This window comes from Streptomyces sp. XM83C, assembly GCF_023072675.1.
GTDB lineage: Bacteria > Actinomycetota > Actinomycetes > Streptomycetales > Streptomycetaceae > Streptomyces > Streptomyces thermocoprophilus.
The window spans coordinates 19,573-45,547 of the sequence record NZ_JALLGL010000010.1 but is presented as its reverse complement, the minus strand read 5'-3'; the positions used below and the strand labels follow the sequence as shown (position 1 = coordinate 45,547).

The 25,975-nt window shown below is 70.7% G+C and carries 21 protein-coding genes, 1 tRNA gene and 1 pseudogene; 20 read left to right on the top strand and 3 right to left on the bottom strand.

Annotated elements, in window-relative coordinates; translation table 11 throughout:
- Positions 1–63: 63 nt before the first annotated feature.
- A complete protein-coding gene (locus tag MTQ10_RS02705; RefSeq protein ID WP_247461784.1) occupies positions 64–1,596 on the bottom strand; it encodes a potassium/proton antiporter in 1,533 nt (510 codons plus the stop codon).
- Positions 1,597–1,813: 217 nt separating this feature from the next.
- Between MTQ10_RS02705 and MTQ10_RS02700 the strand changes: the two genes are divergently transcribed.
- Positions 1,814–4,675, top strand: a complete 2,862-nt coding sequence (locus tag MTQ10_RS02700; protein ID WP_247461782.1) for a penicillin acylase family protein — start codon at positions 1,814–1,816, stop codon at positions 4,673–4,675.
- Positions 4,676–4,784: 109 nt separating this feature from the next.
- On the opposite strand, the gene MTQ10_RS02695 is transcribed toward MTQ10_RS02700, so the two are convergent.
- Positions 4,785–5,402: a 5-formyltetrahydrofolate cyclo-ligase gene (locus tag MTQ10_RS02695; protein WP_247461781.1), complete on the bottom strand. Its 618-nt coding sequence runs from the start codon at positions 5,400–5,402 to the stop codon at positions 4,785–4,787.
- Positions 5,403–5,496: 94 nt separating this feature from the next.
- Here MTQ10_RS02695 and galU point away from each other — a divergent pair, with 94 nt between their 5' ends.
- The 8 genes and pseudogenes from galU to MTQ10_RS02655 form a co-directional block, all read left to right on the top strand.
- Positions 5,497–6,399: a UTP--glucose-1-phosphate uridylyltransferase GalU gene (galU, locus tag MTQ10_RS02690; RefSeq protein ID WP_247461779.1), complete on the top strand. Its 903-nt coding sequence runs from the start codon at positions 5,497–5,499 to the stop codon at positions 6,397–6,399.
- 5 nt (positions 6,400–6,404) lie between these two features.
- The gene (gene glp / locus MTQ10_RS02685) at positions 6,405–7,727 is read left to right on the top strand and encodes a molybdotransferase-like divisome protein Glp (RefSeq protein WP_247461777.1); all 1,323 of its coding nucleotides are present in this window, start codon (positions 6,405–6,407) and stop codon (positions 7,725–7,727) included.
- Between the two features lie 342 nt (positions 7,728–8,069).
- Positions 8,070–8,582 carry a cyclic pyranopterin monophosphate synthase MoaC gene (gene moaC, locus MTQ10_RS02680; RefSeq protein ID WP_247461775.1) on the top strand — a complete coding sequence of 171 codons (513 nt, stop codon included), beginning with the start codon at positions 8,070–8,072 and terminating at the stop codon, positions 8,580–8,582.
- Complete coding sequence (locus MTQ10_RS02675; RefSeq protein ID WP_247461773.1) at positions 8,579–9,112, top strand: MogA/MoaB family molybdenum cofactor biosynthesis protein; 534 nt, start codon at positions 8,579–8,581, stop codon at positions 9,110–9,112. Before moaC ends, MTQ10_RS02675 begins: the two co-directional genes overlap by 4 nt.
- 20 nt (positions 9,113–9,132) lie before the next feature.
- Positions 9,133–9,753, top strand: a complete 621-nt coding sequence (locus MTQ10_RS02670) for a GNAT family N-acetyltransferase (RefSeq protein WP_308404533.1) — start codon at positions 9,133–9,135, stop codon at positions 9,751–9,753.
- Between the two features lie 172 nt (positions 9,754–9,925).
- On the top strand, positions 9,926–11,254 hold the full coding sequence (gene sepX / locus MTQ10_RS02665) for a divisome protein SepX/GlpR (RefSeq protein WP_247461771.1): 1,329 nt from the start codon (positions 9,926–9,928) through the stop codon (positions 11,252–11,254).
- 61 nt (positions 11,255–11,315) lie between these two features.
- Positions 11,316–11,389 (top strand) — tRNA-Ala (locus tag MTQ10_RS02660).
- A gap of 537 nt (positions 11,390–11,926) precedes the next feature.
- A pseudogene (locus MTQ10_RS02655) lies at positions 11,927–12,085 on the top strand (TetR family transcriptional regulator); the annotation flags it as partial.
- 382 nt (positions 12,086–12,467) lie between these two features.
- Here the strand turns inward: MTQ10_RS02655 and MTQ10_RS02650 are convergent.
- Positions 12,468–13,070 carry a ScbR family autoregulator-binding transcription factor gene (locus tag MTQ10_RS02650; protein WP_247461769.1) on the bottom strand — a complete coding sequence of 201 codons (603 nt, stop codon included), beginning with the start codon at positions 13,068–13,070 and terminating at the stop codon, positions 12,468–12,470.
- Positions 13,071–13,209: 139 nt separating this feature from the next.
- Between MTQ10_RS02650 and MTQ10_RS02645 the strand changes: the two genes are divergently transcribed.
- The 11 genes from MTQ10_RS02645 (at position 13,210) to MTQ10_RS31230 (ending at position 25,964) form a co-directional block, all read left to right on the top strand.
- On the top strand, positions 13,210–14,136 hold the full coding sequence (locus MTQ10_RS02645) for a ScbA/BarX family gamma-butyrolactone biosynthesis protein (RefSeq protein WP_374117553.1): 927 nt from the start codon (positions 13,210–13,212) through the stop codon (positions 14,134–14,136).
- 690 nt (positions 14,137–14,826) lie between these two features.
- Positions 14,827–15,606, top strand: coding sequence for an alpha/beta fold hydrolase (locus MTQ10_RS02640; RefSeq protein WP_247461764.1), 780 nt, complete (start codon positions 14,827–14,829; stop codon positions 15,604–15,606).
- 98 nt (positions 15,607–15,704) lie between these two features.
- Complete coding sequence (locus MTQ10_RS02635) at positions 15,705–16,391, top strand: type 1 glutamine amidotransferase domain-containing protein (protein ID WP_247461762.1); 687 nt, start codon at positions 15,705–15,707, stop codon at positions 16,389–16,391.
- Positions 16,392–16,464: 73 nt separating this feature from the next.
- Complete coding sequence (locus MTQ10_RS02630) at positions 16,465–17,154, top strand: phosphoribosylanthranilate isomerase (protein ID WP_247461760.1); 690 nt, start codon at positions 16,465–16,467, stop codon at positions 17,152–17,154.
- A gap of 5 nt (positions 17,155–17,159) precedes the next feature.
- The gene (gene upp, locus MTQ10_RS02625; RefSeq protein ID WP_247461758.1) at positions 17,160–17,831 is read left to right on the top strand and encodes a uracil phosphoribosyltransferase; all 672 of its coding nucleotides are present in this window, start codon (positions 17,160–17,162) and stop codon (positions 17,829–17,831) included.
- A gap of 315 nt (positions 17,832–18,146) precedes the next feature.
- On the top strand, positions 18,147–18,821 hold the full coding sequence (locus MTQ10_RS02620) for an NAD(P)H-dependent oxidoreductase (RefSeq protein ID WP_247461756.1): 675 nt from the start codon (positions 18,147–18,149) through the stop codon (positions 18,819–18,821).
- A 64-nt stretch (positions 18,822–18,885) separates the two neighbouring features.
- Positions 18,886–22,944 carry an amino acid adenylation domain-containing protein gene (locus tag MTQ10_RS02615; protein WP_247461754.1) on the top strand — a complete coding sequence of 1,353 codons (4,059 nt, stop codon included), beginning with the start codon at positions 18,886–18,888 and terminating at the stop codon, positions 22,942–22,944.
- Positions 22,945–22,955: 11 nt separating this feature from the next.
- Entirely contained in the window at positions 22,956–23,924 is a 969-nt protein-coding gene (locus MTQ10_RS02610; RefSeq protein ID WP_247461753.1) for a pseudouridine-5'-phosphate glycosidase, read from the top strand.
- Positions 23,921–24,883, top strand: a complete 963-nt coding sequence (locus MTQ10_RS02605) for a ribose-phosphate diphosphokinase (RefSeq protein WP_247461751.1) — start codon at positions 23,921–23,923, stop codon at positions 24,881–24,883. Before MTQ10_RS02610 ends, MTQ10_RS02605 begins: the two co-directional genes overlap by 4 nt.
- A 51-nt stretch (positions 24,884–24,934) precedes the next feature.
- A complete protein-coding gene (locus MTQ10_RS02600) occupies positions 24,935–25,645 on the top strand; it encodes a methyltransferase (RefSeq protein WP_247461750.1) in 711 nt (236 codons plus the stop codon).
- Between the two features lie 184 nt (positions 25,646–25,829).
- Positions 25,830–25,964: a hypothetical protein gene (locus MTQ10_RS31230; RefSeq protein WP_282611694.1), complete on the top strand. Its 135-nt coding sequence runs from the start codon at positions 25,830–25,832 to the stop codon at positions 25,962–25,964.
- The last annotated feature ends 11 nt before the right edge of the window (positions 25,965–25,975 follow it).

Sequence of the window (25,975 nt, the reverse complement as noted above, 5' to 3'; positions counted from 1 at the left end):
CTCCCCGGAAGGCCCGCCACCCGAAAGGCGGCCTCCCGGTCGACCCTTCGGTCGTCCCCTCGGTCACCCCCCGTTCCCCGTCCCGAGCCACCCGGCGAGCTTGCCGCCCTTGCCGACGGCGCGCAGGCGGCGTTCCGTGGCGTCGCGTACGGGGTCGGTCGCGACGACGAGCAGTTCGTCGCCGCGCCGCAGCATCGTCGAGGGCATTGGCACGAAGGAGGTGCCGTCGCGCACGACGAGGGTGACCGCGGCGCCGGCCGGCAGCCGCAGCTCGTTGACCTCGACGCCGTGCATCTTCGACCCCGGCGGGATGGAGACGGACAGCAGGTGGCCGCGCAGTCGCTCCAGCGGCGCGGACTCGATGCCGAGGTCGGTGGCCTCGTCGCCGCGGCCCAGCCCCAGCCTGCGGGCGAGCCAGGGCAGCGTCGGCCCCTGCACCAGGGTGTAGACGACGACGAGGACGAAGACGATGTTGAAGATACGGCGGCTGCCGTCGACGCCGTTCACCATGGGGATGGTCGCCACGATGACGGGCACGGCCCCGCGCAGCCCCGCCCAGGACATCAGGGCCTGCTCCGCCCAGGGCACCCGGAACGGCAGCAGGCAGGTGACGACGCTCAGTGGGCGGGCGACCACGGTGAGGGCGAGGCCGATGACGACGGCGGGCCAGATGTCGTCGCCCAGCTCGTGCGGGGTGACCAGCAGGCCGAGCAGGACGAACATGCCGATCTGGGCGATCCAGCCGAGGCCTTCGGCGAAGCCGCGGGTGGCGGGCCAGTGCGGCAGTTTGGCGTTGCCGAGCACCACCGACGCCAGGTAGACGCCGAGGAAGCCGCTGCCGTGGGCGAGCGCGCCGGCCGCGTACGCGGTGACGGCGATGGCCATGACGGCGATCGGGTACAGGCCGGACGCGGGCAGGGCGACGTGCCGCAGGCCCCAGGCGCCGAGCCAGCCGACGGCGAGGCCTATGGCGGCGCCGATGGCCAGCTCCAGCAGTATCTCGCCGAGCAGGACGTACCAGTGTTCGATGGGGCCGGCCTGGGAGAAGGCGACGACGAGGATGACGACGGGGGCGTCGTTGAAGCCGGACTCGGCCTCCAGCGTGCCCGTCACGCGCGAGGGGAGGGGGATCTTCCGCAGGACGGAGAAGACCGCCGCCGCGTCCGTCGAGGAGACCACCGCACCGATGATCAGCGCCTGCCGCCATTCCAGCCCCACCAGGTAGTGCGCGCTCGCGGCCGTGACGCCGACGCTGACCGCGACGCCGACGGTGGCCAGCGCGGAGGCGGACGGCAGGGCGGGCTTGATCTCCTTCCACTTCGTGCCGAGACCGCCTTCGCTGAGGATCACGACCAGGGCGGCGTACCCGATGACCTGGGTCATCTCGGCGTTGTCGAAGTGGATGTGGGCGATGCCGTCGGAGCCCATGAGGACGCCGATGCCCAGGTAGACGAGCAGGCTGGGGAGCCCGCTGCGCGAGGAGATCCGGACCGCTGCGACCGCGACGAGCAGGACCAGCGAGCAGACGAGCAGAAGCTGGTTGAGGTGGTGGACAGTCAGCGGCGGTTTCCTTCCCGGATCGCGGGGCGCACCCATGAATCGGACAACCCTGCGCGCGCCTCACGCAACTACTTCGTTACCTTACCTAACTCTTGACGATTTCTTGACGCTGGCCAGGGCAAGATCGAACGCCTGCCCGCGCTGGTTCCCGACTCCGCGTCAAGCACCCAGGGGCCCTGCGCCTATGGTTGCTCCAGCGCTCATTCAATGTCACAGACCGCCTGCCGCTCGCGTTAGGACAGCAAGGACAGCGATGCCCCCCAACACCACCGCCACAACGGGTGACAAGCCCGGCAAGTCCGGCAGGAAGAAGGGGCGCAAAGCCCGCCTGCTCGTGCTCGTACTGGTGCTGGCGCTCATCGGAGGCGTCGCCTACGGGGCGTACTGGTCCATCAGTACCGTTCGCGCCTCCTTCCCGCAGACCTCGGGGACGATCACCCTGAAGGGGCTGTCGGGTCCCGTGGAGGTCAAACGTGACGGGTACGGCATCCCGCAGATCTACGCCAATTCTGACGAGGACCTGTTCATGGCGCAGGGCTTCGTCCAGGCGCAGGACCGGTTCTACGAGATGGACGTGCGCCGGCACCTGACGTCCGGGCGCCTGTCGGAGATGTTCGGCAAGGGCCAGATCGACAACGACGCGTTCCTGCGTACGCTGGGCTGGGACCGGGTCGCCGAGCAGGAGTACAAGACCAAGCTGTCGGCGAGCACCAAGAAGTATCTGGACGCTTACGCCGCCGGGGTCAACGCCTACCTCGACGGCAGGTCCGGCAAGGACATCTCCCTCGAGTACGCCGCCCTGGGCTTCGTCAACGACTACAAGCCGGAGAAGTGGACCCCGGTCGACTCGGTCTCCTGGCTGAAGGCGATGGCCTGGGACCTGCGCGGCAACATGCAGGACGAGATCGACCGCGCGCTGATGACCAGCCGCCTCGGCCCGCAGCAGATCGCGCAGCTCTACCCGCAGTACCCGTACGACCGGAACCGGACGATCGTCCAGGAGGGCGCGTACGACGAGCAGACCGGTGAGTACGACCAGGACGCCGACGGCACGTCCAGCGGCTCGGGCAGCTCCCTGGGCGGCACGGGCACCGGAACCGGCACCTCGACCGGCGGAACCGGAACCGGCACGGGCACCGGCGGCGCGACCGGCGCCTCGTCGTCCTCCACGTCCTCGTCCTCCACGTCCTCCTCCACGGACGCGGACGCCACCGCCCTCCAGGGCCAGCTCACCGGCCTCTACAAGGTCCTCGACGACCTCCCCGAGGCCGTCGGCGTGAACGGCAACGGCATCGGCTCGAACTCCTGGGTGGTCGGCGGCAAGCACACCATCACCGGCAAGCCCCTGCTGGCCAACGACCCGCACCTGACGGCCTCCCTGCCGTCGGTCTGGTACCAGATGGGCCTGCACTGCCGCACGATCACCGCGAAGTGCCAGTTCGACGTCAGCGGCTACACCTTCGCGGGCCTGCCCGGCGTCGTCATCGGCCACAACAAGAACATCGCCTGGGGCATGACCAACTCCGGCGTGGACGTCACCGACCTCTACCTGGAGAAGATCACCGGCGACGGCTACCTGTACGACGGCAAGGTCGTCCCCTTCAAGACCCGCGAGGAGACCATCAAGGTCGCCGGCGGTGCCTCGAAGAAGATCGTCGTCCGTGAGACCAGGGACGGCATGCCCCTGCTGTCCGACCGCAGCGACGAGCTCGTGCAGGTCGGCAAGAAGGCCACCGTCGCCAACGGCGCCCCCGACCGCGGGGACGGCTACGGCATCGCGCTGCGCTGGACCGCGCTGGACCCCGGCACCTCCATGGACGCCGTCTTCGCCATGGACAAGGCGGCCGACTGGAACGACTTCCGGGCCGCGGCCGAGCTGTTCGACGTGCCGTCGCAGAACCTGATCTACGCCGACACGCAGAACCACATCGGCTACCAGCTGCCCGGCAAGATCCCCACCCGCGTCAAGGGCACCGACGGCTCGGTGCCGGTGCCCGGCTGGAACTCCAGGTACCGCTGGACCGGCTTCCTCGACTTCGACAAGCTGCCCCGCGAGTACGACCCGAAGCGCGGCTACATCGTCACCGCCAACCAGGCCGTGGTCGACCCGGACGCCTACCCGTACACCCTGACCACCGACTGGGGCTACGGCACCCGCAGCCAGCGGATCACCGACCTGATCGAGCAGAAGATCAAGGGCGGCGGCAAGATCTCCACCGAGGACATGCGGCAGATGCAGCTCGACAACAGCAGCGAGATCGCCAAGCTGCTGGTGCCGGTCCTGCTGAAGATCGACATCGACGACCCCGAGGTCCGCAAGGCGCAGAAGCTGCTGGAGGGCTGGGACTACACCCAGGACGCCGACTCGGCCGCCGCGGCCTACTTCAACTCGGTGTGGCGCAACATCCTCAAGCTGGCCTTCGGCAACAAGCTGCCCAAGGAGCTGCGTGTCGAGGGACAGTGCCTGTGGGTGGACCCGGTCTCCTCCACCGGCCCCGTCGACGACACCACGAAGGTCCGCGAGTGCGGCCAGCGCGAGGCCGACCAGGCGCAGCCCGACGGCGGCGACCGCTGGTTCGAGGTGGTGCGCAGGCTGATGGACGACAAGAAGAGCGACTGGTGGACCACGCCCCGCTCGGGCACGCGCCCGGCGGCGGGCAACCGTGACGAGCTGTTCGCGCGGGCCATGATCGACGCGCGCTGGGAGCTGACGGCCAAGCTCGGCAAGGACATCGACACCTGGAGCTGGGGCCGGCTGCACCGGCTGTTCCTGAAGAACCAGACCCTGGGCACCGAAGGCCCCGGCATCGTCAAGTACGTGCTGAACCGCGGCCCGTGGAAGCTCGGCGGCGGCGAGGCGGCCGTCAACGCGTCCGGCTGGAACGCGGCGGGCGGCTACGGCGTCGTCTGGGTGCCGTCGATGCGGATGGTGGTCAACCTCGGCAACCTCGACAAGTCGAAGTGGATCAACCTCAGCGGCGCGTCCGGGCACGCCTACAACGCCCACTACACCGACCAGACGGACAGGTGGGCCGCCGGTGAGCTGCTGCCGTGGTCGTTCTCGCCGCAGGCCGTCGACGACAGCACCGGCGACACCCTCACCCTGCAACCGTGAGCCGGACCTGACGGCCCACGGCCGCGGATGAGCGGAAAGGGGCTCCACGCGCACGCGTGGAGCCCCTTCTCCGTTGTCCGCAGTTGCCCTCAGCGGCCCTCCGCCGCCCTCATCGGTCGAAGCGCCGCACCCCCGACGGCGTCACCACCGCGTGCACCGGCCGGTCGTGCGGCTCCTCCGGCAGATGCGCGACGACCTCCCGGTCGTACAAAAGCACCACCAGCGCGGGCCGCGCACCCGCACGGTCCAGGCGGGCCAGCACCCGGTCGTACGAGCCGCCGCCGCGCCCCAGCCGCATGCCGCGCCCGTCGACGGCGACCCCGGGCAGCAGCACGACGTCCGCCCCGGTCACCGCATCGGGGCCCAGCCGCTCCCCGGCCGGCTCCATGAGCGCCATCCGCCCGCCGTGCCGCACGCGCACGAGCGAGCCGGGGCCGGTGAACTCGCCCCAGTCCAGGTCGTTGTCGGGCAGCAGGGCGGGCAGCAGGACGCGCACGCCCCGCGCGCGCAACGCGTCCAGCAGCGCGAGGGTGCCCGGTTCACTCCCCACGGAGACATACGCGGCCACCGTGCGCGCCTTCGCCAGCTCGGGCAGCTCCAGCGCCCGCCGGGCCAGCGCCTCGGCGGCTTCCCGCAGGCCGTCGTCGGACAGCGCCTGCCGTGCGGCGAGGAAGTCCCGCCGCAGCGCACGCTTGCCGGAACCGCCCGCCGCGTCCTTTTCGTTCACTCCAGACTCCCGTACCGCTTCCATGTGCTCATATGAGTGTCCATGGTCCCGCAGGGGCACAAACCCTTCCTGGGCACCGGATAAGGTGGCGGGCATGACCCAGTCGCCCCCCAGGATCAGCAAGGCTGTCATCCCGGCAGCAGGGCTCGGCACCCGCTTCCTGCCGGCCACGAAGGCCACGCCCAAGGAGATGCTGCCGGTCGTGGACAAGCCGGCGATCCAGTACGTGGTCGAAGAGGCCGTGTCCGCCGGCCTCGACGACGTCCTCATGATCACGGGCCGCAACAAGCGCCCGCTCGAGGACCACTTCGACCGCAACTACGAACTCGAGTCCGCCCTGGAGAAGAAGGGCGACGCGGAGCGGCTGGCCAAGGTGCAGGAATCCAGCGACCTCGCCACGATGCACTATGTGCGCCAGGGCGACCCCAAGGGTCTCGGCCACGCCGTGCTGTGCGCGGCCCCGCACGTGGGTGACGAGCCGTTCGCCGTTCTCCTCGGCGACGACCTCATCGACCCGCGCGACCCGCTGCTCCAGCGGATGATCGAGGTCCAGGGGCAGTACGGCGGCAGCGTCGTCGCCCTCATGGAGGTCGCCCCCGAGCAGATCCACCTCTACGGCTGCGCGGCCGTGGAGCAGACCGAGGACAGCGACGTCGTCAAGGTGAGCGGGCTCGTCGAGAAGCCCGACGCGGCCGACGCCCCGTCGAACTACGCCATCATCGGCCGCTACGTCCTCGACCCGCACGTCTTCGACATACTGCGGCAGACCGAGCCGGGCCGCGGCGGCGAGATCCAGCTCACCGACGCCCTCCAGCAGCTCGCCGAGGACGAGAAGGTCGGCGGGCCGGTCCATGGCGTCGTCTTCACGGGCCGCCGCTACGACACCGGCGACCGCGGCGACTATCTGCGTGCCATCGTCCGACTCGCGTGCGAACGTGAGGATCTGGGCCCGGACTTCCGGACCTGGCTCCGCAGTTACGTCACCGAGGAGATGTAGCCACCTTGAGCAGCACCGCGCCCCGCACCACCGGCCAGGACCGTCTGTGGTCGGTGGACGAGCACCTGGAGGACATCCTCGCCACCGTCCGCCCACTGGAGCCCATCGAGCTGCAACTGCTCGACGCTCAAGGGTGCGTACTGGTGGAGGACGTCACCGTCCCGGTCTCGCTCCCGCCGTTCGACAACAGCTCGATGGACGGATACGCGGTGCGGGTCGCGGATGTCGCGGGCGCCTGCGAGGAGTTCCCGGCGGTCCTGGAGGTCGTCGGGGACGTCGCTGCGGGCCAGGCCGACCCGCTCACGGTCGGCCCCGGCCAGGCCGCGCGCATCATGACCGGCGCCCCGCTGCCGCCCGGCGCCGAGACCGTCGTGCCCGTGGAGTGGACCGACGGCGGACTCGGCGAGGGCCCCGTGACCGGGATGCGCGCCCGCGCGCTCGCCCCGGAGGGCGCCGCCGGACAGGTCCGCGTGTACCGGCCCGCCGAGGCACGCGCGCATGTGCGCGACAAGGGCAGCGACGTGAAGGCCGGTGACCGCGCCCTGGAGGCGGGCACCGTGCTCGGCCCGCCGCAGATCGCCCTGCTCGCCGCGATCGGCCGCGGCACGGTACGCGTGCGCCCGCGCCCGCGCGTGGTCGTGCTGTCCACCGGCAGCGAACTCGTCCCGCCCGGTGAGGAACTGCGCGCCGGTCAGATCCACGACTCCAACAGCTTCGCGCTGACCGCCGCCGCCCGGGACGCCGGTGCCATCGCCTACCGGGTGGGCGCGGTCGCCGACGACGCCGAGACGCTGCGCGCCACGATCGAGGACCAGCTCGTCCGCGCCGACCTGATGGTCACCACGGGCGGGGTGAGCGTCGGGGCGTACGACGTCGTCAAGGAGGCCCTGTCGCACACCGGCGACGAGGACGAGCCCGGCAGCGGCGTGGAGTTCCGCAAGCTCGCCATGCAGCCGGGCAAGCCCCAGGGCTTCGGCTCCATCGGGCCCGACCACACGCCGCTGCTCGCCCTGCCGGGCAACCCGGTGTCGTCGTACGTCTCCTTCGAACTGTTCGTACGGCCCGCGATCCGCACGCTGATGGGGCTGGAGGACGTGCACCGGCCGCGGGCGAGGGCGAAGCTGACCGCCGGCCGGGCGCTCACCTCACCCAAGGGCCGCCGCCAGTTCCTGCGCGGCGCGTACTCCGACGGCACGATCTCCCCGGTCGGCGGCAGCGGATCGCACCTGGTGGCCGCGCTGGCCCAGGCGAACGCGCTGATCGTCGTCCCCGAGGACGTGGAGACCGTCGAACCGGGCACCGAGGTCGAGGTCGTCCTGCTCGGCTGAGCCACGGGACCGCCCGCCCCCCTCCCGGGCCACGACGACACGGGACCGGCCGTGCGAGGACCTCGGACCGGCCGCACGCCGACCGCGCCGCCGTACCGACGACACGCGTCCACCCGTACGACCACGCGCGCGTGGCGGCGCGCAAGAACCCCACCGAGCACAGGCACCCGGCACAACGATCACGCGCGCGCGTGGCGGCGCGCCACGCCGCGCCCCGCCCCCGCGCACACCGTCCCGCCGGGTCCCAGGCGGTCACGGGCGCGGGCCGGGAGGTAGCGTGTCGCGCACAACAGGCCCGCGCGCCGCACCGCACCGGGCCCGGACCGGGAGCGCCGTACGAGCATGACTGAGCCCACCCGGGGGACCGCCCCCGGAACCCCCGCGCAGGACCGCCTGACCCACATCGACGAGGCGGGCGCGGCCCGCATGGTCGATGTGTCGGAGAAGGACGTCACCGCGCGCACGGCCCGCGCCAGCGGGCGTGTCCTCGTCTCCCCGCGTGTGGTGGAGCTGCTGCGCGGCGAGGGGGTCCCCAAGGGGGACGCCCTGGCCACGGCACGCATCGCGGGCATCATGGGCGCCAAACGCACCCCCGATCTGATCCCGCTGTGCCACCCCCTCGCCCTGTCCGGTGTGAAACTGGACCTGTCGGTCGCGGACGACGCCGTGGAGATCACCGCCACAGTGAGGACGACGGACCGTACGGGCGTGGAGATGGAGGCCCTCACCGCGGTCTCGGTCGCCGCGCTCACCGTGATCGACATGGTGAAGGCGGTCGACAAAGGAGCGGTCATCACGGACGTGCGGGTGGAGGAGAAGACAGGCGGCAAGTCGGGCGACTGGAGCCGGGCATGAGCGCCGGGGCCGAGGCCGGCGGCGTGCCGTACCGGGCGCTGGTCGTGACGGCCTCCAACCGGGCCGCCGCCGGGGTCTACGAGGACAAGGGCGGCCCGCTGGTCGCCGACGGCCTGCGGGGGTTCGGGTTCGCGGTGGACGGTCCGCGGGTCGTGCCGGACGGCGACCCGGTGGAGCAGGCGCTGCGGGAGGGTGTCGCCGCCGGGTACGACGTGGTCGTCACCACCGGAGGCACCGGCATCTCGCCCACCGACCGCACCCCGGAGGCCACGCGCGCGGTGATCGACCGGGAGGTGCCGGGCATCGCGGAGGCGATCCGGGCGTACGGCATCCGCAAGGTGCCCACGGCGGCCCTGTCGCGGGGGCTCGCCGGGGTCGCGGGGGGCACGCTGATCGTCAATCTGCCGGGTTCGAGCGGCGGGGTGCGGGACGGTCTGGCCGTCCTGGAGTCCCTGTTGGTGCACGCCGTCGAGCAGATCCGCGGCGGCGATCACCCGAGACCCGGCGCCGGCAGTGGGGGTGCGAGCTGAACAGCGCGACCTGGCCCGTGGTGCTCGCCGAGGGTGATGTCGTCCTGCGGCCGATAAAGATGCGCGACCAGCGGGTCTGGCGTGAGGTGAACCGGCGCAACCGGGACTGGCTGCGGCCGTGGGAGGCGACGATCCCGCCGCCCACGCCCAGCGGCCCGATCGTGCACCGGCCGACCTACCGCCAGATGGTGCGCCATTTGAAGCGTGAGGCGAACGCGGGCCGGATGCTGCCGTTCGTCATCGAGTACCGGGGGCAACTGGTCGGGCAACTGACCGTCGCCGGAATCACCTGGGGTTCGATGTGTTCCGGGCACATCGGTTACTGGGTGGACGAGGCGGTGGCGGGCCGGGGCGTGATGCCGACGTCCGTGGCGCTCGCCGTGGACCACTGTTTCCGCACCGTCGGCCTGCACCGTCTTGAGGTGTGCATTCGTCCGGAGAACCGGCCCAGCCGCCGGGTGGTGGAGAAACTCGGATTCCGTGAGGAGGGGCTGCGGCCCCGCTATCTTCACATCGACGGCGCCTGGCGCGACCACCTCGTGTTCGCGCTGACCGCGGAGGAAGTGCCGGACGGACTGCTGAACCGCTGGCGGCGGGCGCGGTCGCAGAGCGCGGGGAATCCCGGCCGACCCGGAAATTGAATAAACGTTCGAATTTGATCGCCGGATGACCGGTTGAGAGGCAAGGAATTCACCTACGGGTGGGCTGTTGATCACATCGATCACAAAAAAGGTTCGAAATATCAGCCAGATCGTGCGACACACCGGCCCAATTGGCGGATGGCCTCCCGCAAACCCCTCTACCGTGTGAGATGTGAGCAGCAGCGGCCTCATCTACGCAGTCATTGTCGGGGCCTGGGCCGCCTACTTGGTGCCGATGTGGCTCCGTAGGCAGGACGAGCTGAACGAGGCCCGTCCGACGGAACGCTTCAGCACGGCCATCCGGTTGCTGTCCGGACGAGCGGGCATGGAGCGCCGGTACGCCAAGGACCTGCGGGCGCGCTCCGCCGAAGAGGGGGAGTACGACGCCGACGCACCGGACGCGGTCACCGACTCGGTGGACGTCCGGTCCTTCGCCACGCCCCCGGACAGCACAGCGGAACCGCAGACGCCCCGCGTCCGCGAGCACGCCGGGCCCGGGCAGGCACACGGCGAGCACGGGACGACGCACACCGAGCAGGGGCAGCGGGGCGAGCCGGCCTCCGTGGCCGCGGCGGCCGGAACGTCTGGACCTTCAGGACCGACCGGACCGACCGGACCGGAGCACGAGCGGGTGCCCGCGCCCCGGCGCGCGTCCTCGGCGCAGACCGCGGCGGCACGCGCCCGGCGCTCCAAGGTCCTCGCGCGACGCAGGCGCACCACCGTCGTCCTCTTCCTCGCCTTCACGCTCGGCGCGATCGTCGCCGCCGTCGGCGGGCTGGCCTTCCTGTGGGCGCCGGGTGTGCCCGCCGTCCTGCTCAGCGCGTACATCGCCTATCTGCGCCGCCAGGAACGCCGCCGGTTCGCCTTCCAGATGGACCGCCGCCGGGCCGAGGCCGCCGCGCAGCGGCTGCGGGAGCGCCGGCCGCGCGGCCGTGCCTCGGACGCCGGGGAAGGGGCCGACCCCGAGGAGCCCGCCGAAGGCGCCGTGCCGGAGACCGACCCCGAACTTGCGGCGCTGGCCGCCGACCGGCGGGCGCTCGTGGAGCAGACCGACCACGCCGAGTGGGTCGACCAGCAGCGCGAGCGGCAGCGCCGCCCCGGACACGGGGAGAGCTGGGAGCCGGTGCCCGTGCCGCTGCCGACGTATGTGACGGCACCGGTCGCGCCCCGGGCGACCGCGGACGTGGACCTGGAGGCGCCCGACGCGTGGAGCTCGGCCCGCTCCAGCACCGCCGCCCCCGACCCGGCCCGTTCCGGCACCGCAGTCCCGGACGCGGCCGGCTCCGGTGCCGGGGCGGAGCAGGCGGCGCAGTCGGCGCCGCACGTCCCGGCCCAGGGCGCCGGGGAGGAGCCCGCGCCCGGCACGGACGACGCGGCGGCGTCCCCGGCCCGCAGCGACGCCCGCCGCGCGGCCTCCGCCCGCCGGGCCCGGGAGCGTGGCCGCACCCCGCTCTTCGACCAGTACGAGGACGGGGACCGGCCGCGCGCCGCCAACGAGTGACCCTGCCTCACACGGATTTTTGAGCACGCCCGCAGGGATGCTAAAGTTTCACTCGTTGCAAGGGCCTGTGGCGCAGTCCGGTAGCGCACCTCGTTCGCATCGAGGGGGCCAGGGGTTCAAATCCCCTCAGGTCCACGCACGCAGAAGTCCCACCCAGCTCATGGAGCCGGGTGGGACTTCGTCGTTTCCGGAGGCTTCCGGAGACCTTCCGGGCGCCGCCGGAAGCTCCCTCGACGATTCGATGCGTCCGGAAGCCCGCGCGGCGAGGCAAGCACACCGGAAGGCGGCGTCGGGGAAGCCGTAAAGCCGCGCACGGCAAGTCGGCGCGCCGCGGTGGGGAAGTCCGATCAGGGCATCGGGGAAGTCGCATCACGGCGTCGGGGGGAACTCGGATCACGGCATCGGTGATGCCTGCGGGCGGCAGTGGGGAAGTCGGTTACGCGCGTCGCCGGCGGGGCCGGGTGAGGGGCCTTTGCGGATACCGGTGTCCCGGTATGTTCGCCGCCGTCCTGTGGGCGCTGGGCGCATTTTGGGCGAGTTCCGGGCAGGTAGGCCAGAGGAAGCCAGAAATCCGGTCAGCAAATATCCGACAGTGTTGTCTGTTTCGTGGTCCCAGTGTAACGATGGCACCCCTCATTACGGAGCGTGTGTAGGAGAGGACTGAGGTAGCGGATGCATCCTCGCGCTGAGCAGACCCGTTACGAACTCATCCGGGCCGCCGCGACGCTGATCAGGTGTACGGGACTCCGGTCCGCCGGACTGAACGCGATCTCCCGCGACGCGGGGGTGAGCAGGGGAGCCCTGAATTTCCACTTTCCGACCAAGGGCGCTCTGGCGGCCTCGGTCTACAACGAGGCCCGTGCCGCTGTGACCGCGTTGCTGGACGCGGCTTTCTCGGACCCGTCCACCGAGCCACCCGCCCGCTTCGGTGACGAGCTGTGGCGGGCGGCGCGGGAGGACCCGGTGGTCGGCGCCGGGCTGCGGCTGACCGCCGACGGCACCGAGGAGCCGGGGCCCCGGCTGCGCGAGGAGGCGCTGGAGGCGCTGCACGAGCGCACCGAGGAGCTGCTGCGGGGCAGGCCGGACGCCACCGCCGTCGCCGACCTGGTCGTGGTGATCGCGGCCGGTCTCGAGTCGCTGAGCAGGGTCAAGGTGCACTGGTGGGACCCGGACAGCTCGACGGACATCTGGGACCTCGTCCGGCCGCTGCTGGCTACGGGGGAGTCAGCCGCAGACGTACCAGCAGGCCAGGCACCGCGAGTCCCGGCAGAAGCAGCCGCCACATCGCGGACACCCGTTCCAGCAGGTCTCGACGTTCCGAGTACACGTGAGACACCAGCTGTACCCCGGTGAACGCCCCCACGATGAACTCAGTGGCCTCCAGGGTGTCCACCCCCGGCAGCAACTCACCCTTCTGCGCGGCCAGTTCGAGCTGGCCGTGGACCGCCTCCTCGGCTGTCCGGTAGGGGCGGCTGCCATGCCGGCGGAACGAGGTCTGCTCCACCGTCAGCCGCACCCCGGCGCGCAGCACCGGGTCCGTCTGCAGTCTGCGGGCGTAGACGAAGGTGAGGTCGATCAGCGACTGGAGCCGCAGCTCGCGGTCGGGCGCCTCCAGGGCCTGGGACTGGGCGTCCACAAGGGCGACGGCGATCGACTCCTTGGACGGGAAATGGTGGTAGAGGGCGCCCCGGGTCAGACCTGAGCGCGTGATGATGTCCGTCGTGCTGGCACCCTCGTAGCCGAGTTCGTCGAACAGCGTCGCCGCCGCTTCGAGGATCGCCTGCCGCGTTCTGATAGCTCGTTCCTGGCGTACCAATTCCTGGATCCTCTGAAAAAAGACAGGTCGGCCTGTAGCGTACGACGCGGCCGCTCGCACGTATGTACAGGCGACTGTCTCGGAGACCACAGACATGCAGAAGGATCTCAGGGCGCACGTGCGCACTGCTCAACAGGCAATCCAACTTCAACACGAACGTTACACAACAGGTTCCGACAGCGGGCAGGGCCTGACACGGACCGTTCCCCGGGAGTACACGCACCGGGCAGCGGTGGCGGAGGTGTTCCTGACGGACTGGAAGCCGGGAAGGTCTGACGGTTTTCTGGTGCACGCACAATGGCCGCGCGGCCATTCGTTCTTCGCCCCGCGTGCGGGGTTCCAGGACCCGATGCTCGTCGCGGAATCGTTCCGGCAGGCGGGGGCGCTGATCGCCCATGCCGAGTTAGGGGTGCCCCTGGGGCACAGCTTCATGATGCGCGGTCTGTCCTACACCGCCACCCCCGAGGGCCTGGCCGCCGACCTGGTGCCGACGGAGGTGGAACTGGAGGTGACCTGCCCGGAACAGTCCTGGCGGGGCGGGAAGTTCACGGGGATGCGCTACGAGGCGACCCTGCTGCGCGACGGACGGTCGATCGGGTTCGCGGAGGCGGCGTTCAGCTGTCTGTCGCCCGAGGTCTACCGGCGGTTGCGCGGCGACCGGCCGACCAGCGCGCCGCCGGCGGAGGGGCGGCGACTCGACCCCGCGTCGGTCGGCCGCGCACATCAGGGTGACGTGGTGCTGCTGGAGCCGGAGGGTGCCGTGCCGCGCTGGCGGCTGTACGTGGACACCCTGCACCCCATCCTCTTCGACCACCCGGTCGACCACGTGCCCGGCATGGTGCTGATGGAGGCCGCCCGCCAGGCCGCGCAGGCCGTGCACCCGATGCCGGTGCTGGCGGTGGCGATGGAGAGCACGTTCTCGCGCTACGCCGAACTCGACGCCCCCTGCTGGATCGAGGCCGAGACGACGCCCTCCGTGACGGACGGCCCCGCCCTGGTCCATGTCCGGGCCGTGCAGAACGACAGCACCGTGTTCACGGCCCAGGTCACCACCTGGCACCTGTAACCGACGACCCGGCCCGGTCGATCCGGACGCCCGACCGGTTCGGCTGCCCCCTTCGACTCGGCCGAGCCCGACCACAACCCCCAGCACTTCCGTATGGCCCGAAGCACGACCCGTACCGCCCGAAGCCGTCGGTCCCCGCACTCACCGGGGCCGACGGCTTCTCGTATGTGTAGTTCAGGTGACAACAAAAACAGGCAGGCTCGCATCGAAAGCTGGCCCGCCGATCGGTTCACCGCCTCCGCCGTGACCTTTCCATTTTCCCTGTTTTCGCAGGTCAGATGGGTGGCCGCAGGGGGAAGTGCAGGTTCCGGATAACGGCCGCATGTTCGAACGGAGAGCGTTGACAAACAGGCAGTACTGTCTGTTAGTGTTCCGTGCGTCAGCCGGATCTGCCGCGGGCGTATGCACCACCGACTTCGAGGAGTTGTCGATGGCTCGTCCCCAAGTCGTGGTGCCGTACGCCGGTTCCACGCGGTGATACAGCTCCAGCTCAGCACACGCACGTATCGCAAGCGCACGTAGAGCAAGCGCACGTCTTCACCCGACGCCGGGCCGTCGCACCACCATGCCCGAGCGCGGGTTTCCTGCCGCCGTCCCGCACCTCGACGGCGTGAACAACAATCCGTGGACGCCGATCGCACATCAACGGTGCCCGCGCGTCGAATTCCTCATCAGAAGGGATCATCAGTCATGCCCGTGATCACCGTCGGCAGCTCCCGCATCCATTACCGCGTCGCCGGCTCCGGCCCGGCCCTGATGCTCGTGCACGGCGTCGGCAAGGGCGGCGAGGCGGCCTTCGGGCATCTGGTCGACACGTTCGCCCAGCGGAACACGGTCATCCTGCCGGACCTGTCCGCCAGTGAGGCGGCCGAGGACGACGGCAGCCCCCTGACCATGGAGCAGCTGGCCGACGAGGTCGCCGCCGTCATCGAGCACGCCGGCCTCGGCCCGGTCGACCTGGTGGGCTTCTCCCTCGGCGGCGCCGTCGTGGCGGCCACCGCCGCCCTGCACCCCGACAAGGTCCGCCGGCTCCTCCCCGTGGGCGGTCTCGTGCAGGCCGACCGCTACATGGAGAACCTCATCGGTCTGACGCTCAGCCAGAAGCACGACGCGAAGGCCTTCGGCCGGGTGCTGACCACCACGGCGTTCAGCCCGAAGTTCATCAACACCCTCGACAGCCTCGACGAGGTCGACAAGATGGGCGCCGAACTGAGCCCGTCCGACGGCCGTATCCGCCAGCTCGAACTGCTCGTCCGCACCGACATCCGTGACCTCGTCGGCAAGGTGCAGGCCGAGACCCTGGTCCTCGCCTGCAACCCGGACGCCGCTGTGCCCACGCACCACTCGCGTGACCTGTACGAGTCCATCCCGAACGCGCAGTACCACGAGTTCGACAGCGGCCACATGGTCCTCGTCGAGCAGCCGGAGGAGTTCGTGCGCGTGGTGAACGACTTCATCCACAAGGCCTGACCCGCGCCACCGCACCGCCGAGGGCAACCAGGGGCGCGGCCCGACCGGGAAGCGCCCCTCGTCCTTGCTCGCCCCGACCGACACACCCAGGAGGAGAAGTGGCCAGGATCCTGCTCGCCGTCAGCAGTCATGACGTTCTCGGAGACACCGGGAACCGGACCGGATACAGCGTCTCGGAGGCGGCGCACCCGTACAACGTGTTCGTCGCCGCCGGGCACGAGGTGGACTTCGTGTCGGTACGCGGCGGTGAGCCGCCCGCCGTGGTGTTCGACGGGGAGGAGAACGACCCGGAGATCATGGGCTTCCTCGCCGACGAGACGGTGAAGGCGAAGCTCGCGGCGACCCGGCGCGCGGCCGAGGTGCGCCCGGAGGACTACGCGGCGATCTACTACGTCGGCGGCCACGGCGCGATGTGGGACTTCCCCGCCTCCCCGGACCTCGCCCGTATCGCCACCGGCATCTACGAACGCGGCGGTGTCGTCGCCGCCGTGTGCCACGGCCCCGCGGCCCTGGTGAACCTGCGCCTGTCGGACGGCACCCGGCTCGTCGAGGGCAAGCGGGTCACGTCCTTCAGCAACGAGGAGGAGCACTCCCTCAGCCTCGTCGACGTCATGCCGTTCCTGCTGGAGGACCGGCTCAAGGAGTGCGGCGCCCGGCACAGCAAGGCGCCCGCGTACCAGGCCAACACCGAGAGCGACCAGCGGGTCATGACCGGCCAGAACCCGGCGTCCGCCGCGCCGCTCGCCGAACTCGTGGTGGCCGAGCTGAAGAACTCCGCCGCCTGACCCCGCCGTACACCGCGGACGCTGCACCACACCCATGGACGCCGGCACCCGGTGCCGGGAAAGGGAGAGCCGAATGCAGAACGTGATCCAGGTCGCGGGAATCATCGACCAGGCCGAAGCGGACATGATCGTGGAGGAGGGCGCGGACTGGCTGGGCTTCGCCCTGCGGCTGCCCGCCAAGAACGAGGACCTCTCCGAGGCCGCCGCCGCCGCCATCATCAAGGCCGTCCAGCCCCGGAACAAGGGCGTCATCATCACGTATCTGACCGACGCCGACGAGATCAAGTCCTTCTGCGCGGAGATGGGCGTCGACGCCATCCAGCTGCACGGCGACATCACCCCCGCCGAACTGCGTCGGCTGCGGAGCATCGCCCCCGAGCTGTTCCTGCTGAAGAGCCTGGTGGTGAAGGCCGACAACATCGACGAGCTGAAGCGGACCGTCGACGGCGCCGCCGAGCACGTCGACATGTTCATCACCGACACCTTCAACCCGGCCACCGGCGCCAAGGGTGCCACCGGGCTGGTCCACGACTGGGACATCAGCGCCGAGCTGGTGCGGATCTCGCCCCGGCCGCTGATGCTGGCGGGCGGCCTCAACCCGCAGAACGTCGCCGAGGCCATCGAGAAGGTCCGGCCCGCGGCGGTGGACGCGCACACCGGACTTGAGGGCCCGTCCGGCCGTAAGGACCGGCTGAAAGTACGGACGTTCGTCGCGGAAGCGCGCAAGGCGTTCCACCGGACAGCCGGCGAGGGCCGGGGGTGACGGGGATGGCCACCGAGGCGACGACGCTTCAGGATGCTGTTCACCTCCTGCCGCAGACCAAACAGTTGCGTGCATTGCACAGCATCATACGGAACCGGCATGCCAAGCGGAAGGACCTCGTCCCCAACGCGGCTCGAATCATGCGGCAGTTGATCGAAGCGAGCCTGGAACTGATGCCGTTCGAGCCGTACGACGTGCAGACCCCGGTCGGCCGGACCTACCACGGGCTGAGGCTCACCGAGCAGATCTGCGGGGTGTCCGTCGTACGGGCCGGCGACAGCATGGAAGCCGAACTGCGCGCGATGATGCCGGAGATCCGGCTCGGCAAGATCCTCATTCAGCGCGACAAGGTCACCAAGCTGCCGCGGCACTACTACACCGCGCTGCCCTCGGACATCGCGCGACGCCATGTGCTGCTGCTCGACCCCATGCTCGCCACCGGCGGGACCGCGCTGGCCGCGATCGACGTCCTGTGCGACCACGGGGTGCCCGAGGAGCACATCGTCTTCGTCAACCTGCTCTCCTCCCCCGAGGGCATCCGGGTCGTCCGCGAACACCGGCCCGCCGTACGGATGGTGACCTCGTCCATCGAGGAACGGCTGGACGAGAACGCCTACATGCAGCCGGGCATCGGCGACTTCGGCGACCGGTACTTCGGCACCGACCTGCCGGCCTGATCCCCCCGGCCGGCCCCGACACCGCGGCCGGCTCCGGCCCGGCGCCGTCAGTCCCGGCACCGCGGCCCCCTTCCCTGCCCGCAGGGCAGAACCGCACCCGGTCCTTCCCCACGACGCGCACGACGCGCCACGCGGCACGCCCGACGCACCACGCCCCACGCCCGAGCACGGCGCCCGGCGCGCGTGCGCCGTGCGCTCTGTGCCGACCCGACACGTGTCCGTCCCGCCGCCCCGGCACCGACCGGCACGGAAGGACACCGACCGGGCCCGACCGGCCCGCCCCCTGTCCGCCTCACCCAAGGAGCACACCGCACCATGACCACCGCGGGCGCCGACGGCGCCGTCAAGGTCGCCGTCGTCTACTACTCCGGAACGGGCAACGTCCACAGACTCGCCACGGCCGCCGCCGAGGCCGCCGAGAAGGCCGGGGCGCAGACCCGTCTGCGCCGCGTGCCCGAGTACGTCGACGAGTCCCTGTGGCCCGAGTTCACCGAGTGGACGCAGGCCTGGCAGGAGAACGCCGAGGCCATCAAGGACGTACCGACCGCCACCCTCGACGACCTCGACTGGGCGGACGCCATCCTGCTCGGCGGTCCGGGCAGGCACGGCATGATCCCCGCCCCGCTCAAGCACTTCATCGACCTCGCGTGGCCGCTCAACGCGCGTCGCGGACTGGCCGGCAAGGTCATGTCGTCGTTCACCTCGACCGGCGCGCCGCACGGCGGCCAGGAGAGCACGATCCTCTCGCTGAACACCGTCTTCTACCACTGGGGCGGGATCATCGTGCCGCCCGGCGTCACCGACGACATCATGACCGCCCCGAGCAACGGCAACCCCTACGGGGTCAGCTCGGTCTCCGGCCGGCAGGCCGTCCCCGGACGCCTCGCCGAGAACGTCACCGACGACAACCTCGCCGCCATCGCCTACCAGACCCAGCGGGTCACCGAAGTCGCCATCGCACTGCGGCGCGGATACGCAGCCGGCTTATAGGACGCCCGAGGCCGCGCCGTTCCCGCACGAACGGCCCGGCGCCACTCATCCAATGGGGGACCGCATGATGCCAGACAACGGATCCAGCCCGGAGCCTTCCAAGAAGACGAACCTTCCCGATCTGCTCCGCGCGCAAGCCGCACGACGGCCCGACGAGCCGGCCGTCGTCTACGGCGAGGACCGGCTCTCCTACCGTGAACTTCTGCGCCGCAGCGACCGGGTGGCCGGCTGTCTGCACCGGCTCGGGGTCCGCGCCGACGCCCGCGTCGGCCTCTTCATGGAACCGTCGCTGGATCTGATGACCGGCGCCTGGGGCATCCTCTGCGCGGGCGGCGCCTATCTGCCGCTGTCGCCGGAGTACCCCGAGGAACGCCTGCGTTACATGATCGAGGACTCGGCCACCGACGTCATCCTCACCCAGCCGGACCTCCTGGAACGGCTCACCGCGCTCGCACCCGAGGGCACGTCGATCGTCACCCTGGACGACACCGAGGGCCACGGCCCCGCGCCCGTCCGGCCCGCCGCCGAGAACCTGGCGTACGTCATCTACACCTCGGGCAGCACCGGCCGGCCCAAGGGCGTGATGATCGAGCACCGCAGCGTCGTCAACCAGCTGCTCTGGCTCGCCGAGGAGCACGGGATCGGCCCCGGGACCCGGGTGCTTCAGAAGACACCCATGAGCTTCGACGCGGCCCAGTGGGAGATCCTCGCGCCCGCCTGCGGCGCCCTCGTGGTGATGGGCAGCCCCGGCATCCACCGCGACGCCGAGCGGATCATCCGCACCGTCCAGGACCACGGTGTCACCACCCTGCAGTGCGTGCCGACGCTGCTCCAGGCGCTGCTGGACACGTGCGAGCTGGGGGAGTGCGCCTCGCTGCGGCAGATCTTCACCGGCGGTGAGGCGCTGACGAGAACCCTCGCCCAGGAATGCCTGGACGCCGTGCCGCAGGCCACGCTGGTCAATCTGTACGGGCCGACCGAGTGCACCATCAACTCCTCGGCGTTCCCCGTGGACCGCGCCGCCGTCGGGGACGGCCCCAACTCCGTCTCCATCGGCGCCCCCGTGGCCGGCACGACGTACCGCATCCTCGACGAGAAACAGAAAGAGGTCGCCGTCGGCGAGGTCGGCGAGCTGTACATCGGCGGCGTCCAGCTGGCGCGCGGCTATCTGCACCGGCCGGAGCTGACCGAGGAGAGGTTCGTCCCCGACCCGTTCGGGCCGGGCCGGCTGTTCCGCACCGGCGACCTGGCCTACTGGAACGCCGACGGCACGGTGCAGTTCGTCGGCCGCGCGGACAACCAGGTCAAGCTGCGCGGCTTCCGGGTGGAACTGGACGAGATCAAGCTGGCGATCGAGACCCACACCTGGGTCAAGCACGCCGCGGTCATCGTCAAGAAGGACCCGCGCACCGGTTTCCAGAACCTGATCGCCTGCGTGGAGCTGAACCCCCGCGAGGCCGCTCTCATGGACCAGGGCAACCACGGCGCCCACCACCAGTCCAAGGAGAGCAAGCTCCAGGTGAAGGCGCAGCTGTCGAACCCCGGCGTGCGCAACGCGGCGGAGATCGCCGGCCGGCCGGTGACCGACCTGCCGGGCCGTGAGGCCACCGAGGCGCAGCGCCGGCAGGCCTTCGCCCGCAAGACGTACCGCTTCTACGAGGGCGGCGAGGTCTCCCGCGAGGACGTGCTGCGGCTGCTGGGCCGCCGGGTGACCGGTGGACGCCGGCGCACCCCGGCCGAGGTGGGCCGGGAGGAGTTCGGGGAGATCCTGCGCTGGTTCGGCCAGCATCTGAGCGAGGAGCGGCTGCTGCCGAAGTACGGCTACGCGTCGCCCGGTTCGCTGTACGCCACCCAGCTCTACCTGGAGCTCGCGGGCATCGCCGATCTGCCCGCGGGCCTGTACTACTACCACCCGGTCGAGCACCGGCTGGTGCTCATCGGCGAGACGGCCGGCCGGCCCGGACCGCGTGCCGTGCTCCACTTCCTGGGCCGTAAGCGGGCCATCGAACCGGTCTACAAGAACAACATCCGTGAGGTGCTGGAGATCGAGACCGGGCACATGGTCGGCCTCCTGGAGGAGGTCCTGCCGGGCTACGGCCTCGACATCGCGCCCCTGGAGTACACGCCGCAGGTCAAGGACCGGCTGGACGTCGCCGAGGAGGACTACTACCTGGGGACGTTCGCGCTGGTGCCGTACGACGGGCCGCGCGAGGACCCGCCGGTCGACCTCTATGTGCAGGCCCACCCGGGCAAAGTGGCCGGACTGCCGGCCGGGCAGTACGCGTACCAGGACGGCCGGCTGGAGCGGATCTCCTCCGAGATGGTGCTGCGCAGAGAGGTCATCGCCATCAACCAGGCGGTGTACGACCGGGCGAGCCTCGGCATCTCCGTGATCAGCCGCGGCGGGCCGGACTGGCGCCGCTACATCGACCTGGGCCGTACCTTGCAGCATCTGTCGATGAACGACACGGGCCTCGGCTTCATGTCGTCCGGGTACAGCTCCCGCGGCGGCGACGACCTGCCGTCCGCCCGGATGATGGACGCCGTGCTCGGCGCTCTGGGCAGGCCGACCGGGCCGTCGTACTTCTTCGTCGGCGGCAAGGTCAGCGAGGAGCAACGGCGCCACGAGGGCATGAACGAGGACGTCGTCCATATGCGCGGGCCGGCGGAGATGATCCGCGACGACCTGATCAACTTCCTGCCGGACTACATGATCCCCAACAAGGTCGTCGTCCTGGACGAGCTGCCGGTCACCGCCAACGGCAAGATCGACGTGCGGGCGCTCGCCGCGTCCGACCAGACCGATGTGGGCAGCGACGAGCGGCCCTTCACCGCGCCGCGGACCACCGCGGAACGCCGTATCGCCCAGTTGTGGCGGAAGGCGATGAAGCGGGAGCAGGTCTCCGTGCACGAGGACTTCTTCGCCTCGGGCGGCAATTCCCTCATCGCGGTCGGCCTCATCAACAAGATCAACCGGGAGCTGGGGGCGTCGCTGCCGCTACAGGTGCTGTTCGAGTCCCCGACCATCGAGGCGCTGGCCCGCCGCGTGCAGGTCGGTGACGAGGCGGAGGCCTCCCGGCTGGTGCCGTTGCGGCGGGAGGGCACGGGCAGGCCGATGTTCTGCTGGCCGGGTCTCGGCGGCTACACCATGAACCTGCGCCTCCTCGCCGAACGCATGGGCAAGGGCCGGCCGTTCTACGGGGTGCAGGCGTACGGCATCAACGCGGGCGAGGAGCCCTATCCGACGATCCGTCAGATGGCCGAGCACGATGTCCGGGCGATCCGCGAGACACAGCCGCAGGGCCCGTACACGCTGCTCGGGTACTCCTTCGGGGCGCGCGTCGCGTTCGAGACGGCTTACCAGCTGGAGCAGTTGGGGGAGACCGTCGAGCATGTGGTGCTGATCGCGCCCGGCGCGCCCAAGGTCCGCTCGGCGTGCGCGATGGAACGCAACGCGTCGTACGAGAACAAGGCGTATGTGCGCATCCTGTTCTCGGTGTTCTCCGGGACGCTGGACGGGCCGCTGGCGGACGAGTGCGTCGCCGTCGCCCGGGACGACCGTACGTTCGCGGAGTTCGTCAGCGCGCACTTCCCCGGCCTCGACATCGATCTGGTGCTGCGGATCATCCAGGTCGTCGGGACCACGTTCGAGTTCAGCTACACCTTCCGGGAGCTGACCGAGCGCCGGATCAGCGCCCCCATCACCGTCTTCAAGGCGCGGGGCGACGACTACTCGTTCCTGGACGGGGCGGACGGCTACGCCGACACCCCGCCGGTCATGGTCGATCTCGACGCCGACCACTACTCGATCCTGAAAGACCCGGATGTCGGGGAACTGGCCAAGGCCGTCCGCCGGCGTCTCGGACTCCAGAAGGAGACGATCATGCCGCACGTCAACATCAAGCACTTCCCGGTGGCGCTCAGCCGTGAGCAGCAGCTTCGGCTGGTGACGGCCGTGACGGAGGCGGTGTCCACGGCATTCGGCTGCGACGAGGGCGTGGTGTCCATCGCGATCGAGCCGGTCGACAAGGAACGCTGGAACGAGCAGGTCTACATACCGGAGATAGTGAACCGGCGGCACATACTCACCAAGGCGCCGGACTACGGCCTGGACGCGAGCTGAGGACCGTGACGATGACGAACTCCCTCACCCCTCAGGCTCCCGCCCACCAGCCCGTGCCTCTCGTGTACGCCGAGGAGGTGCGCGAGGCCCTGCACGTGGGCCGCCCCGTGGTGGCGCTGGAATCGAACGTGATCACGCACGGCCTGCCCTACCCGGACAACGCCGCCACAGCCCGCAAGGTGGAGGCTGCGGTCCGCGCGGGCGGCGCCGTGCCCGCCACCGTCGCCGTGGACGGCGGGAAGATCGTCGTCGGGATGACCGACGCCGACATCGACCGTTTCGCGTCCACGCCGGGCATCCCCAAGGTGAGCAGCAGGGACCTGCCGGTGGTGCTGGCGCAGGGCGGCATGGGCGCGCTGACCGTGGCGTCGTCGCTGGTGGCGGCCGAGCTGGCGGGCATCCCGTTCTTCTCCTCGGCCGGTATCGGCGGGGTGCACCGGGGTGCCGAGCGGACCATGGACATCTCCTCCGACCTCATCCAGTTCACCCGGTCCAAGGTCGCCGTGGTCTGCGCGGGCGCCAAGAAGATCCTCGACCTGGGGCTGACGCTGGAGTACCTGGAGACGCAGTGCGTGCCCGTGGTGTCGTACCGCTCGGACGACTTCCCGGCGTTCTACTGCACCACCAGCGGCTTCCGCAGTCCGCTGCGGCTCGACGACGACGAGGTGATCGCCCGCTCCATCGAGAACCACTGGGCGCTCGGCAACCACAGCGGCTTCCTCGTCACCACCCCGGTGCGGCCCGAGGACGCGATCGACAGCGACGAGGTCGACGCGGCCATCGAGGACGCCATGCGGGCGGCGGAGCGGGACGGGGTGCGCGGGCAGGCCATCACCAAGTACCTGATGCGGGCGGTGGACCGGGCCACCGAGGGCCGCTCCGCCAAGGCCAACATGGCCGTGCTGGTCAGTACGGCCGAGGTCGGCGGCAGGCTCGCCGCGGCGCACGCCGCCCACCGGAAGGAGCTGGCCGGCCGATGACCGCCGCGAAGGTGATGCTGTTCGCCGGGCGCAGCCATCCCGCGCTGGCCGAGGAGGTGGCCAAGCATGTGGACGTTCCGCTGACCCCGCAGTCGGTGTACGACTTCGCCAACGGGGAGATCTTCGTCCGGTTCGAGGAGTCGGTGCGCGGCAGCGACGCGTTCGTCCTCCAGAGCCACGGCACGCCCATCAACACCTGGATCATGGAACAACTGATCATGGTGGACGCGCTGAAGCGGGCGAGCGCCCGGCGGATCACCGCGGTCATGCCGTTCTACGGCTACTCGCGGCAGGACAAGAAGCACCGCGGCCGTGAGCCGATCTCGGCCCGTCTCGTGGCGGATCTGCTCAGGGCCGCGGGCGCCGACCGGATCATGACCGTGGATCTGCACACTGCGCAGATCCAGGGCTTCTTCGACGGCCCGGTCGACCATCTGCTCGCCCAGAACCTGCTGGCCTCCTATGTCGGCGACACCTACGGGGACGCGCCCGTCACCGTGGTGTCGCCGGACTCCGGGCGGACCCGGCTGGCGGAGAAGTGGGCCGACCATCTCGGCGGCCGGCCCATCGCGTTCGTGCACAAGACCCGCGACCCGGACCGGCCCAACGAGGCCGTGTCCAAGCGGGTCGTCGGCTCGGTGCGCGGCCGGCTGTGCGTCCTCATCGACGACATGATCGACACCGGTGGGACGATCGCCAACGCCACCCGCGTCCTGCTCGACGAGGGCGCCGTCGGCGTCGTCATCGCCGCCACCCACGGCATCCTCTCCGACCCGGCCGTGCAGCGGCTGGCCGACTGCGGGGCACGCGAGGTCGTCGTCACCGACACGCTGCCCATTCCCGAGGAGAAGCGCTTCCCCGGCCTGACCGTGCTGTCCATCGCGCCGCTGCTGGCCCGCGCGATCCGCGAGGTCTGCGAGGACGGCTCGGTCACCAGCCTGTTCGACGGACATGTCTGACGAAACGTCAACCCCACCTCGCCATCACTCGTACGAGAGGCACTTCACGTCATGACGTCCCTTCAGAACACCGCCACCGACGACTACCGTCCGCTGATCCCCGAGGAGCAGGTCGCCACCGTCCTGGAGCTGCGCCGTGTCCTGTCCGGCGGCGCACCCCAGAAGGAGGCACAGACCGTGCCGTTCCTCGGCCTGAAGCTGACCGTCCCGCCGACGGTCATGACCCCCTGCCCGGTCTCCCCGATCCTCGGCGGCGCGGTCTTCGCCGAGGTACGGGAGGGCGACCGGGTCCTCGACATGGGCACCGGCAGCGGTTCCCTCGCGCTCACCGCGGCCTCGAAGGGCGCGGACGTGCTCGCCGTCGACATCAACCCGGACGCCGTCGCGGCGGTCCTCGCCAACGCCGAACGCAACGGCGTCGCCGACCGGGTCGAGGCCCGCGTCAGCGACGTCTTCAGCACCGTCGAGGGCACCTTCGACCTGATCGTCCTCAACCCGCCGTTCCAGTGGTTCGCCGCACGGGACATCGCCGACTCCGCCACCACCGACGCGGGTTACGCCACGCTCACCAGGTTCTTCCGCCAGGCGCGCGGTCATCTCGCCGAGAACGGCCGCATGCTGATCTTCTTCAGCACGATGGGCGACGTGGCGTATCTGCGGAAGCTCATCGACGACAGCGGTCTGCGTCACGAGATCGTGTTCAGCACCACCAACCCGGTCGCCGACGTGCCGGTGGAGTTCACCTGCCATCGCCTGTCGTGAGCACCGGCAGAGCCCGGCGGAGGTCCCCGCGCCGCCCGCGAAAGGCGGGGGGCCTCCGCCGGTGCCGCGGCGATCGGCGGGCGATCTCCGCCGGTGCCGCGGCGGCTGACGGTGCCGCGCCCCGTCCCGAGGCACCGCCCGTACGCCGTCGTACTCCCCCTCGCCGACCAGGAGGAAGCCGCCCGTGTCCCGTCGCCCGCCCGCCTCGCAGTCCATGACCGAGGACCACCCCCACAAGGCCGCCGGCACCGTCCCCGGCGCCCCGCGCGCCGCCGTCGCCGGGCGGCCCGTGGGCACGCCCCGGTCCGGCCGGTCCTGAAGCGAGGAGAC

Coding starts and splice junctions, on each gene's coding strand:
- MTQ10_RS02615 (WP_247461754.1), top strand. CDS start 18,886: ATGATGCCAGACAACGGATCCAGCCCGGAGCCTTCCAAGAAGACGAAC.
- MTQ10_RS02700 (WP_247461782.1), top strand. CDS start 1,814: ATGCCCCCCAACACCACCGCCACAACGGGTGACAAGCCCGGCAAGTCC.
- galU (WP_247461779.1), top strand. CDS start 5,497: ATGACCCAGTCGCCCCCCAGGATCAGCAAGGCTGTCATCCCGGCAGCA.
- upp (WP_247461758.1), top strand. CDS start 17,160: ATGGCCACCGAGGCGACGACGCTTCAGGATGCTGTTCACCTCCTGCCG.
- MTQ10_RS02640 (WP_247461764.1), top strand. CDS start 14,827: ATGCCCGTGATCACCGTCGGCAGCTCCCGCATCCATTACCGCGTCGCC.
- MTQ10_RS02605 (WP_247461751.1), top strand. CDS start 23,921: ATGACCGCCGCGAAGGTGATGCTGTTCGCCGGGCGCAGCCATCCCGCG.
- moaC (WP_247461775.1), top strand. CDS start 8,070: ATGACTGAGCCCACCCGGGGGACCGCCCCCGGAACCCCCGCGCAGGAC.
- MTQ10_RS02630 (WP_247461760.1), top strand. CDS start 16,465: ATGCAGAACGTGATCCAGGTCGCGGGAATCATCGACCAGGCCGAAGCG.
- MTQ10_RS02610 (WP_247461753.1), top strand. CDS start 22,956: ATGACGAACTCCCTCACCCCTCAGGCTCCCGCCCACCAGCCCGTGCCT.
- MTQ10_RS02675 (WP_247461773.1), top strand. CDS start 8,579: ATGAGCGCCGGGGCCGAGGCCGGCGGCGTGCCGTACCGGGCGCTGGTC.
- MTQ10_RS02600 (WP_247461750.1), top strand. CDS start 24,935: ATGACGTCCCTTCAGAACACCGCCACCGACGACTACCGTCCGCTGATC.
- MTQ10_RS02705 (WP_247461784.1), bottom strand. CDS start 1,596: ATGGGTGCGCCCCGCGATCCGGGAAGGAAACCGCCGCTGACTGTCCAC.
- MTQ10_RS02620 (WP_247461756.1), top strand. CDS start 18,147: ATGACCACCGCGGGCGCCGACGGCGCCGTCAAGGTCGCCGTCGTCTAC.